Here is a 12,855-nt window from a genome sequence, read left to right as displayed (position 1 = left end):
GCTCCGGCAACTGCCGGAGCCCGCTTGTCATTACAGCCTGCTGCCTTGCCGCGACTTAGCGCAGCACCGACTTGGCGGCCTTGGCAACGTGCTGCGCCGTGATCCCAAACTTCTCGTACAGCACCGGTGCCGGCGCGCTCGCACCGAACGTGTCGATGCCCACAATGGTACCGGCATCGCCCACCCAACGGTACCAACTCATGGGATGCGCCGCTTCCACCGCCACACGCGGGACGCCAGCCGGAAGCACATGGTTGCGGTACTCGACCGGCTGCTGCGCAAACAGCTCAAGGCTCGGGCAGCTCACCACGCGCGCGTGAATCCCTTCGCCCGAGAGCTGCTCGCGTGCGGCGAGGGCGATCTCCACTTCGCTACCGCTGGCGAGCAGCACCACGTGGGGCACATGGCCGGCGGCATCGGCCACGATGTACGCGCCGTGCTTTACCCCGTCACGGGCACGCGACGGCTCGTTGTAGTAGGACAGCTTCTGGCGCGTGAGGATGATCGCCGACGGACCGGTGCGATGCTTGAGCGCCATACGCCATGCCTCGCTCACTTCATCCGCATCCGCGGGACGCAGCACGAGCAGGTTGGGAATGCAGCGCAGGGCTGCGAGATGCTCGACCGGCTGGTGCGTTGGACCGTCCTCGCCGAGGCCGATCGAGTCGTGCGTGAACACATAAATCGCTTGCACACCCATGAGCGCCGCAAGGCGGATGGCGGGGCGCATGTAGTCGCTGAACACCAGGAAGGTGCCACCGTACGGAATCACGCCACCGTGCAGCCCCATGCCATTCATGATGGCGCCCATGGCGTGCTCACGAATGCCGAAGTGGAAGTTGCGGCCGCTGCGGTCGGTCGCGCTGAACGGCTGCGCGCCCTTCACGTTGGTGAGATTGGAGCCGGTGAGGTCGGCGCTGCCGCCAAGCAGCTCGGGCACGACGGGCGCGATGGCGTTGATCACCACGCCGCTCGCGGCGCGGCTCGCCACGTTGCCACTCTTCGCGTCAAACAGGGGGAACGCGCTGTCGAGTTGCGCGGGAAGGTCGCCCTGCATGCGGCGCTCGAGTTCCGCGGCGAGCTCCGGGTACGCCGACGTATATGCCTGCCACTTGGTCTGCCACTCGGCGTGCGTGGCGGCACGCTGCGCCGTCTGCTCACGCCAGTGCGCGAGCGCGTCGGCGGGTACAAAGAACGGCTCGGTGGACGGCCAGCCGTACGCCTGCTTCGTGAGCGCGATTTCGTCCTTGCCAAGCGGCTCGCCGTGCGCCTTCGCGGTATCCTGCCGGTTGGGCGAGCCGAAGCCGATGTGGGTCTTGGTGATGACGAGCGTGGGCCGCGTGGCGTCGGCCTTGGCCTCGGCGATCGCGGCGTCGATAGCCGCCATGTCGTTCACGTCGTGAACGTGCAGCACCTGCCACCCGTAGGACTCGAAGCGCTTCGCCGCATCGTCGCTGCAGGTGAGCGCGGTACTGCCGTCGATCGTGATGCCGTTATCGTCGAAGAAGCCGATCAGCTTGCCGAGCTGCATGTGGCCGGCGTAGCTCGCCGCCTCATGCGAGATGCCTTCCATGAGGCAGCCGTCGCCGGCGATGAAGTACGTGTAGTGATCGACGATGTGGTGACCGGGGCGATTGAACGCCGCCGCGAGACTTGCTTCGGCCACAGCGAAGCCCACCGCGTTGGCTACACCCTGGCCGAGCGGGCCGGTCGTGGTTTCCACCCCCTTGGTGTGGTGCACCTCGGGGTGCCCGGGGGTGAGGCTCTCCCACTGACGGAAGTTGCGGATCTCGTCGAGGGGCAGGTCGTAGCCGGCAAGATGCAATGTGCCGTAGAGCAACATCGACGCGTGGCCGACCGACAGGATGAACCGGTCGCGATCGGCCCAGTCGGGCGCCGTGGGATCGTGGCGCAGGTGCTTCGCGTACAGCGCGTACGCGAGTGGCGCGAGCGCCATGGGCGTACCGGGGTGCCCCGACTCCGCGGCCTGCACCGCGTCCATGGCCAGGGTGCGGACGGTGTCGATCGCGAGACGCACGGTCTCGGGCGACGCGGAAGCAGCAAGGGGTGACGCAGCGGACACGGATCGCTCCGGAGAGTTCGGCGAGGAGGCGGCGCGGACGGTGCGCCACCGCCGTGAAATCTAGCCGATTTCTGGAGGGACGGCGCACCTTCGGCGCACGAATTGTCCTACCCCAGGTACTTCTCCCGCGTCAGCATGAGGTGGTGCGCCATATGGCCGGCGATCATCCACACCAGCGCGCGGGCGGAGACCTCCTGACCGCTCGCGATCCCCCGCTGCGTCAGCGCTTCCGCATCCAGCGAGTGCGCCAGGGCCAGCGTGGCCGTGCGCACGGCCAGCAGTTCGCTCAGGATGTCAGTGAGCGCGCGGCGCGCCGCCCGGCTCTCCGGCACCCAGTCGTCCTGCTCGAAGCCCGGGAGCGGCGTGCGATCGCCGCGCGCCACGCGCAGCAACCGGTACGAGAACACCCGCTCCGTGTCGGTCACGTGCACCAGCTGTTCGGCCAGCGTCCACTTGCCGGGCGCGTATGCATACGCCGCCCGCGACTCGGCCACGCCCGCCAGCAACGACGGCCACTCCAGGGCCTGTGCTTCGAGGAGCGCCAGCACGTCGTCGCTGCCGCGAGCGGCAAGGGCGTCGGCGGTGGCATTGATGTACGTGATGGCGTACGGGGCGTGTTCGGTGGGATCGGGGCGATGAATGGGCATGGCCGAAAGATAGGACGGGTCAGAATCCGAGCGCATGGGCGAGTGCCTCGAGCGAGGTGGGATCACTCACCGCCCCCTGGGCCACGCGCGGTGAGCCGCCACCACGGCCACCCACCGCCTGCAGCGCGGTGCGCAACAGCGGCCCCGCCTCGAGCCCGCTGTCGGCCGACGTGGCGAGCAGCGCCCCACCACTGTCCAGGTGCGTCACCAGCACCGTGCACGGTCCGAGGGCGATCAGTTGCTGCGCCAACGGCTCGGACTCCTTCACGGGACCAACGGCCGTCACGCGAACCCGGCGTATCCCGGTGCGGTCAACCGCCGCGGACTGCCATAGCGCCTGCGCCTCGTACCGCGCCAGCTCCTGCTGCCACCGCTTGCGATCGCGCTCAAGCTCTGTGAGGCGCACCGATTGCTGCTCCACCAGCTCCGGCAAATCGGACGGCGCTGCTGACAGCGGGCGTGCCGAACGCGCGAGCAGCTCGGCGTCGAGGCGCGCACGCTGCACGGCGCGATATCCGCAGAGGAACTCGATGCGGGTGTTGCCGCGCGTCCGTTCGAGCCGGCGGAGCAGGATGGCGCCGATCTCCCCGGTGCGCCCCACGTGCGTACCACCACAGGCGCTGCGATCGAGCCCCTCGATGGTCACGATGCGCAGCAGACCGGCGCGATCACTCGCCTTGCGGAGCCCTGTGGCCGTCGCCGCCTCCTCATAGGACACGGTCACCGCATGGTTGCCAAGGGCGAGGGTATTGGCGCGCACTTCAATCGCCGAGAGCTGGTCGGGCGTGAGCGCGGTACCCGCCACGTCCACGGTGCTGTAGTCCGCGCCGAAGTGCACGCTCACCGTCGGGCAGCCGTATTCGTCGGCCAGCAACGCTGAGAGTAGATGCTGGCCCGTGTGCTGCTGCATGTGATCCACCCGGCGGGCCATGTCTACCTGTCCCACCACCATGGAACCAGCGGCCAGATCCAGCGGCTCGGCGAGGTGGTGCGCCACCCGCTCCTCCTCGTCCACCACGTCCACGATCGCCACGTCGGCGAGCGTCCCCAGATCGTGCGGCTGCCCGCCGGAGGTGGGGTAGAATGCCGATCGGTCGAGGTACACCACCCGGCCCCCATCCGTCGTGGCCGTCACGGTGGCGCTGAAGTCGGCCAGCACGGCGTCGTCGTAGTAGAGGCGGGTGGTGGCCATAACGCGGGACATGCAGGGGCGGTGAGGGTTCGGTAAGAATGCCGTGGCGGGATATCTTGTGCGGTATGACGTCAAATATGACGCGGGCCCTGCCGAAGCTGTTGGCCACCGGCGTACTGCTGGCTGGGATGGGTGGTTGCCTCCCGGTCAGCACCACGCCGCTCCCCGCCGGGGATACGCGCGAGGTCGACCCACCGGTCACCGCCGTGCGCATGCCGCCCGCTCCGGACGATCCCGAGCCGCCACCGGCGGCCTCGGACTCGGCGGGCACCGCGCGGCTCATGCGGTTGGCGTATGTGTGGCATCTCGCGTCGCTCCATCACCCCGCGGTGGCGGTACGCGGGGCGCCGCTCGACTCGGCGTTCATTCGTGCGGTCACGCTCGTACGCCGAGCCGGCGATCCGGCGCTGTTGGAGGTGGCATACGCGCGGTTCCTCGCTGCCCTCAACGACCCGCTTACGCGCGTGGAACGGGCCGATGCGGCCGTTTCCGCACCGCCACCGGTCGTCATGACGGTGAACGCCGAGCGTACGCGCGACAGCATTCTCGTCTTGCAGTTGCCGTCGTCGAGCCGTTACGAGGAGAGCGCGGCGGTGGGCGTGCGTGATGCGCTGCGCACGGTGCCGTCGCGTGTGATTCTCGACCTGCGCACGACCGCTGCCGGCGCCGATCCGGACAGCGTGGACGCCTTTGCGGCCCGTACCCAGTTGGTCGAGCAGTTGGCATCCGTACCGTTCACCATGACGGGCGTCCGGGTGCGTCGTGTGGGGGGCGCGCGTGAACTCCCCACTGGCTGGACCTTCGACGATGCGTGGCTCGGGCGTGATGGTGCGCTGGTGCAACCGCGGTCCCCCGTGCCGCGTCGCATCGTCGTGCTGGCCAATGTGCATACCGTAATGCCGCGCGGTGTGATGGGACTGCTCGCCACCGGTCGGGCCGTGCTCGTGGCCGAGGACGGCGTGAGCGACGAGGCGCTCGTGCCCAGCGTGCGCGTGCCGATCGGGGCGGGGCTTGTGGCGCGCATCCGCACCGGTGACCTGATGCACGCTGACGGCAGCAGCGGGCTCGTGGCGGATACGCTCGTGGCAGGGCGAGGTGGGGCCATGCCGTCCGACAGTGCCCCGGCCATCCGCGTGGCCATAGCGATGCTGCGAACCGGTCGCCTCGTGCGTGCGTCGCGGCTGGCACGGGTGCGGCCACGCGCCGTGCTGCCGGGTTACTACGACACCGATCCCTATCCCTATTTGGGCTCGCGCGTGCTGGCGGGGGCACGTACGTGGAGCGCCATGCGCGCGCGCCATGCGCACCGCGATCTGTACGACGAGGACATCGACGGCGTGTTCGAGCGGGCGCTGCCCCGGCTCGAGGCGGCGCGCTCCGCCAGTGAGTACACGACAGTGATGATGAGCGTGGTGAGTGCATTCGACGACGCCCAGGTCACCCTGCGGGGCGCCACGGTGGACGGTGCGCGCGGGACCGCGATGCTGCCCTTCCGGGTGCGCTGGGTGGACGGGCGCGTGGTCATCAGCGACGTGATTGTGGACTCGGTCACCCGCGCACTGGGGCTCACGGTCGGGCAGGAGGTGGTGGCAGCCGACGGCTATCCGGTGCCGGCGTGGATGTTGGAGCATCGTCGCAGCGTGTCGGCGCCCAATGAATGGTCCCGCCAGCACCAGCTCATGGACCTCATGGTGCGCGGTCGCGCGGGCACGTCGCTGTTCCGCGTACGCGATGTGACCGGGCGTGAGCGGCAGTTTCCGGTGCCGCGCACGGCGGCGTATGCCGCGCTGCTGCCCCAGGTGGAGCGGGCGCGTCAGCCGGCCACGCTGGCCCTGCCCAATGGCATCGCCTACCTGGACGTGGACCGTCTCACCGAACAGACGGTGGAGGCCGAACTGCAGCGGCATCGGGGTGCCCGTGCGTGGATCCTCGACCTGCGTGGCGGCATTGCCGACACCAGCCGAGTGGCGACCGCCGTGCTGCGTGCCGTGCGCACGCGTGCCGAAGCGGTGGTGGCGCGCGAACTGCATCGGTACCAGTCGGCGCCCTGCCTCGCGGCAACGTTGCGCGAGGCGACGCAGCAGTGCCCCGACGAACGTGAGGGGCGCTCCCGTGTGGTGCGTGGTGACACAGCCGGCGGTTTTGCCGGGCGCCTCGTGGCGCTGGTCGACGAACGCACCAGTGGTGCCATGGAGCGGCTCGCCGCCACGCTCGAAGCGAGTACAGAGCTCACCTTCATCGGCACCGCTACGGCGGGTTCGCCAGCGGAGGCGGTGGACATTCCGCTGCCGGGCGGACTCACGCTGAGTGTGCCCGCGGCTGAGCTACGCCGTGCCGATGGCAGTCAGTGGCAGCGCATCGGCATGACGCCGCTGATCGACGCGCGTATGACCCTGCGCAGTTACCGCAGTGGCAGCGACGAAGTGATCGATCGTGCCCAGCAGTGGCTCGTGCAGCAGCTCGACGGTTCGCGGCGGCGGCGGTGACATCACGACCGCGCGGGGCTACGTGATGCGGGCGTTGCCGATCGACGAGGCGCTCCCGGCACTGCAGGCGGCGTTGCAGGCGCGCTCCGTGGCGGTGCTCGAGGCACCACCAGGCGCCGGCAAGACCACACGCGTGCCACTCGCGCTGCTGCAGGCGTCGTGGCTGGGCACGCAGAAGATCGTGATGCTCGAGCCGCGGCGCCTCGCGGCCCGCGCCGCTGCGCAATACATGGCGCGCACCCTTGGCGAGCAGGTGGGCGGCACCGTGGGTTATCGCGTACGCGGCGAAACGCGGGTGAGCAAGGAGACACGTATCGAAGTGGTGACCGAGGGGGTGCTGGCGCGCCTCCTCTCGGCCGACGCCACACTCGACGGCTACGGCGCGGTGCTCTTCGACGAGTTTCATGAGCGGTCGCTGCAGGCGGACCTCGGTCTCGCCCTCGTGCTCGAAACCCAGCAGCAGCTGCGTGAGGACCTGCGCGTGCTGGTCATGTCGGCCACGCTCGACGGTGATGCCGTGGCGCAGCTGATCGCTGATGGGGCAGGGGCGGCGCCGGTGGTTCGCAGCCGTGGCCGCATGTTCCCCATTACCACGCACCATTGTGCGTCGCGCAGCGACGAGCGTATGGAGGCGGCCACGAGTCGCGTCGTGCGCGATGCGCTTACCGCGTGCGATGGGGATGTGCTGGTATTCCTGCCGGGGATGGGTGAGCAGCGTCGCACGGCGGAACGGCTGGAGGGGAGCGTACCGCCCAACGTAGACGTGTACGTGCTGCACGGCAGCATGCCACTCGCCGAGCAGGATGCAGCGCTCGCACCCGCCCCATCGGGGCGTCGCAAGGTGGTGCTGAGTACGAGCGTGGCGGAGACGAGCCTCACGGTCGAAGGGGTCCGCGTGGTGGTGGATGCCGGCTGGTCGCGTATTCCACGCTACGATTCGGTGGCCGGGCTCACCCGGCTGCACACGGTCCGCGTGAGTCGTGCTTCGGCCGACCAGCGGCGCGGGCGGGCCGGGCGTACGGCACCGGGTACATGCTACCGGCTGTGGGACGTGCACGAGGAGCATGGCTTTCTTGCGGCATCGCGTCCGGAGATCATCGATGCCGATCTGTCGAGTCTCGCGCTGGAGCTGGCGGATGCGGGCATTGCCGATCCCACACAGCTCCGCTGGCTCGATGTGCCGCGCCCGGGTCCCTTCGCGCAGGCGAGGCAGCTCCTCGCGCAGCTCGGTGCACTCGACGCTCAGGGGCGCATCACGCCACACGGCAAGCGCATGGCATCGCTGCCGCTGCAGCCGCGGCTGGCGCATCTGGGGTTGATCGCGAAGGCGCGCGGACAGTTGCCACTGGGCGCCGCGATTGCTGCGCTGCTCGAGGAGCGCGACGTGGTGCGCGGTGAAGGCTTCGGTACCACGCCGGCCGACCTGCGGTTGCGTACGGAGCTACTGCAGCGTGGCGGCGATGGGGGCGCGCTGTCGATGTACGGTGCGCATGCCGATCGCGACGGCGTGCGCCGTGTGAAGCAGAGCGCTGAGGATCTTGTGCGCCGCATCGACCACAGCGCGCGCCTGCAGCCGTGGGAGGATACCGAAACCGGTGCGCTCCTCGCGCTCGCCTTCCCCGATCGCGTGGCGCAGCGCCGCGCTGGCGCCGAACCGCGCTATCTGTTGCGCAACGGTAGCGGCGCCGTACTGCCCAAGGGCGACAGTCTGCATGACGCACCGTATCTCGCCGTGGCCGAGCTGGAGGGGCAACCACCGGAGTACCGCATTGCCCGCGCAGCGCCGCTCAAGCTCGAGGAGATCCGCGCTGACTTCGGTGATCAGATCGTGCGCGAATCCGTCGTGGCGTGGGACGAGCGCCCCCGCGGTGTGAAGGCGGTGGAGCGCACCATGCTGGGCGCGATCACGCTCGAGGAGAAACCGCAGCGCGACCCCGACGCCGAGCTCGTACGCGCGGCACTGCTGGAGCAACTGGCACGGATGGGTGTGAGCGCGTGGCCCTGGCGCGAGGGCGCGCAGCGGTTGCGTGAGCGGTTGGCGTTCGTGCATCACCACGATGCATCGTGGCCCGATGTGAGCGACGAGGCCCTCGTTGCATCGCGTGCCGAGTGGCTGGGCCCCTTCCTCGATGGTGTGCGCACGTGGGGGCAGCTGGAGCAGGTCGACTGGCACGAGGCGCTTGCCGGGATGGTGCCGTGGAGCCAGCGCGCCGCACTCGATCGCCTCGCGCCCACGCATCTCGAGGTGCCGAGCGGCTCACGGATTGCAATCGACTACAGCGAGCCGGCGGCGCCGGTGCTGGCGGTCAAGCTGCAGGAAGTCTTTGGCTGGACCGCCACCCCGATGCTGTACGACGGGCGCGTGCCGATCACGCTGCATCTCCTGTCGCCCGCGCAGCGGCCGGTCCAGGTCACGCGCGATCTCGCGGGATTCTGGACGAGCAGCTACTTCGAGGTGCGCAAGGAACTGCGCGGGCGGTACCCGCGGCATCCGTGGCCCGATGATCCGCTCACGGCGGAGGCCACGCGAAGAGCGAAGCCGCGGGGAACGTAGGCCCCTCCTCCGCGCGTCGCCGTTACGCGAACGCCCCCGGCAACGCCGCCACGAACTGCTTCATTTCGTCGGGCGTGCCGATCGAGACGCGGCACCAGTCCGTGTACGGCGGGAAGGCGCGCCCAATCACGAAGCCCTTGCTGAGGAAGTACTTCTGCATCTGCTCGACCGGGCGTCCGGCCTGGAAGAACACGAAGTTCGTCTGCGACGGGGCCACGTTCTTGCCAAGCGTCTTGAGCGCATCCATGAGCATGGTGCGCCCTTCCGCGTTCTTGGCCTTCACGAACGCCTGATACTCGGTGTCGAGCAGGGAGGCCTTGCCAGCCACGAGGCCGAACACGTTGGGGTCGCCCGTCACGTACTGCTGCAGCTTGGCGATGATGTCGGGGCGTGCCACAGCGAAGCCGCAGCGCAAGCCGGCCAGCCCGTGGAGCTTGCTGGCGGTGCGCGACACGATGATCGGCTGCCCCTTGAGCACGAGGTCCACCATCGACTTGTGCCCCGGCACGTTCACGAAGTCGAAGTACGCTTCGTCGACGATCACCGTGCTGCGGCGCGCCGAGTTGGTGACGAACTCGCGTAGCGCTTGATCGTCGGCGAGGTTCGACGTGGGATTGTTGGGGTTGCAGACGAACACGAGCTTGGTGTTGCCGTTGATCTTCTGCTCCATCTGGTACAGATCGTGATCCATCCGGTGATCGAGCGGCACCTTGTGCACGGTGGCACCGAGCGTTTCGCCCCAGCGCGGCAGGTCTTCGAAGGTGGGCCACGGCGCCACGATCTCGCCGCCGTGCATGTTGTAGGCGAGTGCGAGGATCGACAGCACTTCGCTCGAGCCCTGCGTCACCAGCACGTGGTCTGCCGGCACGCCCACATACTTCGCGAACGTTTCGCGGATCTCCTCGCGGATGGGCGGCATGTACCACGTATGCTGCGCCCAGCTCCCCATGAGCGCATCCTTCGCCTTCGGCGACATGCCGAACGGGTTCTCGTTGAAGTGGAGGCGGATGGGTCCTGCGGCGCGACGCGCGGCGGTCACGTCGCGCTCCATCTGGTCGAGCATCGTGGCGTACGACACGCCGCCGCCGAGCACGCGCGACATTTCCGACGCGGGGAGGAGACCGGGAAGCGCCACACTGGCGCCGAGTCCGAGGCTAGTTGTACGAAGCCATTGACGACGGGACACGGAGCTCACGGGCGCCTCGAGGTGACGAAGGGTTGGAGATGGGGACGACGGGCATAATCGACACCCGGAGCGTCCGCTTCGCCAGCGGACGCGGCTATCTTGCCGCCATGTCCTGGCAACGCTGGCTGGTCACGGCCCTTTCGTTTGCACTCATGTTCGGCACCTCCGCGTGGGTGGTGTCGAGCCACTGGCCACGCACGGGGATGCCGTGGCTGGCGTGGCCGGTGCACGCGGCGGCGCTGGCCACGGTGACGGCGGAGCTCTGCACCCGGGCGTTCAAGATCCAGGCGTCGGCGCGCGCCTGCGGTATTCCATTGACGTTCGGCACGGCACTGCGCGTGTGCTTGGCGGGCGATCTTGCGGCCGCCATCACGCCGGCGCGGGCGGGCGCGGAGCCGTCGCGCTTTTTGGTGCTGGCGGAGAGTGGCACGAATGCGGCGGGGCGCGTGTTGGTGCTCTTTCTCGAGCTCTTTCTCGAAATGTGGTCGCTGGTGCTGGTGTGCGCGGTGCTGGCGATTGCGTTCCGCGGGCGCGGGGCGAGTGTGAGCGGGTTGCTGGCGTTGGTGGGTGGGTACAGCACGTTGGTTCTCGGTGTCGGTGCGATCGGCTGGTTCCTCTCGCGGCGCAACGCCAACGGGCCGGTGCCGTCGTGGGCGCGGCGTGTCGGCATGGAGAGCGGCCGGTGGCGCGCCGTGCAGCGCACACTTCGCTCCCTGCGCGGGGCGGTGGAGTCGCTGCGGCATGCGAACCCGCGGTTGATGGGGCTCGCCTTTGGCGGCTCGGTACTGCACGTGCTGTTCAAAGTGGCCACGCTGCCGCTGCTCGTGTTCCTTGGCGATCCGTCGTTTCCGGTGACGATGGACACGCTGGCGCCGCTGGTGCTGTGGCCCCTGGCCCTGTTCTATGGGGGCGTCGTGGTGCCGGCGCCGGGTGGCGGCGGCTTCATCGAGGGCGCGTTCGCGGCTACGCTCTCCACCGCGATCCCCGCGGGGATTTTTGCCGCCGCGTTGCTGTGGTGGCGCTTCTATACGTTTTACTTGTACATCCTGATCGGTGGGCTCGCGGCCGGAGATGCCGCGCTGCGGGCACTGCGCCCACGCTCCGGTGTCAGAGACGATGCCGTGGGCGAGGTCGATCAGACGTCTGCTGCCGGCGCGGCGCTGCGCGCCAAGGACCGTCGTTGAGCCCAACCTCCGGTGCTGCCGTTGCCCCTGCCGTTCCGCGGTGGCAGCTGATTGGCGGCTTTCTGATCATCTACGTGGTGTGGGGCTCCACGTATCTGGCGATCAAGTGGGGGGTGGAGACGATCCCGCCCTTCTTCATGGGGGCGGTACGCTTTCTGCTGGCGGGGTCGGCGCTGTACGCGTGGACTCGGTGGCGAGGGGCCGCGGCGCCCACGCGCCGCGCCTGGCGCGACTCGGCGATCGTGGGGGCGCTGCTGCTGTTCGTGGGGAACGGTGCGGTGAGCTGGGCGAGTCAGCGGGTGAGCTCGGGGCTGACCTCGGTGCTGGTGGCGACGGTGCCGCTCTGGCTGGTGCTGTGCGAGGCCTACCAGGGGAAGCGGCCGCGGGTGATGCAGGTGGTGGGGGTGGCGATCGGGCTGGTGGGGGTGGCGCTGCTGGTGCTCCCCGCCGCCGGCGCGGCCGGTGCCCGATCCACCGCGGTCGACCCGATCGGCGCGGTGGTGCTGGCGCTCGGCTCGCTGTCGTGGACGGTCGGGTCGCTTTACTCGCGCACGGCGAAACAGGCCACGCCGGCGGGGCTCGCGATCGGGATGCAGATGCTGACGGGGGGGGTGCTGCTGTCGATCCTCTCGCTGGCGATGGGCGAGTGGGGGCGGGTGCATCCGAGCGAGGTGTCGCTGACGAGTATTCTGTCGCTACTCTATCTGATCACTTTCGGGTCACTGATTGGATTCAGCACGTACATGTGGCTGCTCAAGGTGGCCAGCCCCGCCGCGGTGGGCACCTACGCCTACGTGAATCCGGTGGTGGCGGTGCTGCTGGGGGTGCTTTTGGGCGGGGAGCGGTTGCCGCGCCTCGCGTGGGTGGCGATGACGGTGATCGTGGGTGGCGTGGCGCTGGTGAGCCTCGTGGACGCGCGCCGGCGGGCAACGGGGTAACGCCGTCGAGGGGGTGGGTCGATTCCACCCGTTCGACGCGCCGTGAATCCTGCCGGTACGGGCGCCGTAGGGGGGAGCGTCCTCACTTCACCAGGAGCCCGCAGATGCGCACACACCTCAAGGTCGTCGGCCTCGTCAATCTGCTCTACAGCGCCCTCGGCATGCTGGCCGCGCTCGGGGTCCTCTTCGGCAGCCTCTTCGGAGCGCTCTCCACGCTCAATCCGATCGCGATCATCGTGGGCACCGTCACGGGTGTGATTGCGGCGGTGCTGGTGGGCGTGGTCAGCCTGTTCGGGCTGATCGCAGGGTTCGCGTTGCTCAACCACCGCAACTGGGCGCGTTACGTGATGCTGGTGGTGTCGGCGTTCCGCCTATTCAAGTGGCCGTGGGGCGCGGCGTTCGGGGCCTACTCGATCTGGGTGCTCACGCACGAGGAGACGCGCCGGGAGTTCGCGTTGCACAGCTGATGGGGAGGGCCGGGACATGGATCCCGGCCTTTTCTTCATTACCGGGGCGGGGTCGGGGTCTTTGTCGGGGCACTGCCACCACGGTCTGGGCACTGCCACAACAGTTTGGGTACTGCAA

9 protein-coding genes are annotated in these 12,855 nt (G+C 69.0%); 5 read left to right on the top strand and 4 right to left on the bottom strand.

Annotated elements, in window-relative coordinates:
* Positions 1-55 precede the first annotated feature (55 nt).
* From tkt to ACIQ51_RS08110, 3 genes are all read right to left on the bottom strand, one after another.
* A complete protein-coding gene (gene tkt, locus ACIQ51_RS08120) occupies positions 56-2,083 on the bottom strand; it encodes a transketolase (protein WP_396204533.1) in 2,028 nt (675 codons plus the stop codon).
* A gap of 107 nt (positions 2,084-2,190) precedes the next feature.
* Positions 2,191-2,730: a DinB family protein gene (locus ACIQ51_RS08115; protein WP_396204532.1), complete on the bottom strand. Its 540-nt coding sequence runs from the start codon at positions 2,728-2,730 to the stop codon at positions 2,191-2,193.
* A 19-nt stretch (positions 2,731-2,749) separates the two neighbouring features.
* On the bottom strand, positions 2,750-3,934 hold the full coding sequence (locus ACIQ51_RS08110) for a DHHA1 domain-containing protein (protein WP_396204531.1): 1,185 nt from the start codon (positions 3,932-3,934) through the stop codon (positions 2,750-2,752).
* A 53-nt stretch (positions 3,935-3,987) separates the two neighbouring features.
* On the opposite strand from ACIQ51_RS08110, the gene ACIQ51_RS08105 reads away from it, so the two are divergent.
* Positions 3,988-6,408: a S41 family peptidase gene (locus ACIQ51_RS08105; protein WP_396204530.1), complete on the top strand. Its 2,421-nt coding sequence runs from the start codon at positions 3,988-3,990 to the stop codon at positions 6,406-6,408.
* Positions 6,356-8,962: an ATP-dependent helicase HrpB gene (gene hrpB, locus ACIQ51_RS08100; protein WP_396204529.1), complete on the top strand. Its 2,607-nt coding sequence runs from the start codon at positions 6,356-6,358 to the stop codon at positions 8,960-8,962. Before ACIQ51_RS08105 ends, hrpB begins: the two co-directional genes overlap by 53 nt.
* Before the next feature lie 22 nt (positions 8,963-8,984).
* Here the strand turns inward: hrpB and ACIQ51_RS08095 are convergent, their stop codons facing one another.
* Positions 8,985-10,157: a pyridoxal phosphate-dependent aminotransferase gene (locus tag ACIQ51_RS08095; protein WP_396204528.1), complete on the bottom strand. Its 1,173-nt coding sequence runs from the start codon at positions 10,155-10,157 to the stop codon at positions 8,985-8,987.
* A gap of 98 nt (positions 10,158-10,255) precedes the next feature.
* On the opposite strand from ACIQ51_RS08095, the gene ACIQ51_RS08090 reads away from it, so the two are divergent.
* The 3 genes from ACIQ51_RS08090 (at position 10,256) to ACIQ51_RS08080 (ending at position 12,737) form a co-directional block, all read left to right on the top strand.
* On the top strand, positions 10,256-11,332 hold the full coding sequence (locus tag ACIQ51_RS08090) for a YbhN family protein (RefSeq protein ID WP_396204527.1): 1,077 nt from the start codon (positions 10,256-10,258) through the stop codon (positions 11,330-11,332).
* The gene (yedA, locus tag ACIQ51_RS08085; RefSeq protein WP_396204526.1) at positions 11,329-12,270 is read left to right on the top strand and encodes a drug/metabolite exporter YedA; all 942 of its coding nucleotides are present in this window, start codon (positions 11,329-11,331) and stop codon (positions 12,268-12,270) included. Before ACIQ51_RS08090 ends, yedA begins: the two co-directional genes overlap by 4 nt.
* 104 nt (positions 12,271-12,374) lie before the next feature.
* A complete protein-coding gene (locus ACIQ51_RS08080; RefSeq protein ID WP_396204525.1) occupies positions 12,375-12,737 on the top strand; it encodes a hypothetical protein in 363 nt (120 codons plus the stop codon).
* Positions 12,738-12,855 lie beyond the last annotated feature (118 nt).

It is taken from the genome of Gemmatimonas sp., assembly GCF_044344655.1.
Taxonomy (GTDB): Bacteria; Gemmatimonadota; Gemmatimonadetes; order Gemmatimonadales; family Gemmatimonadaceae; genus Gemmatimonas.
The sequence above is the reverse complement of the archived record's forward strand: the minus strand, read 5'-3'. Positions and strand labels throughout refer to the sequence as shown.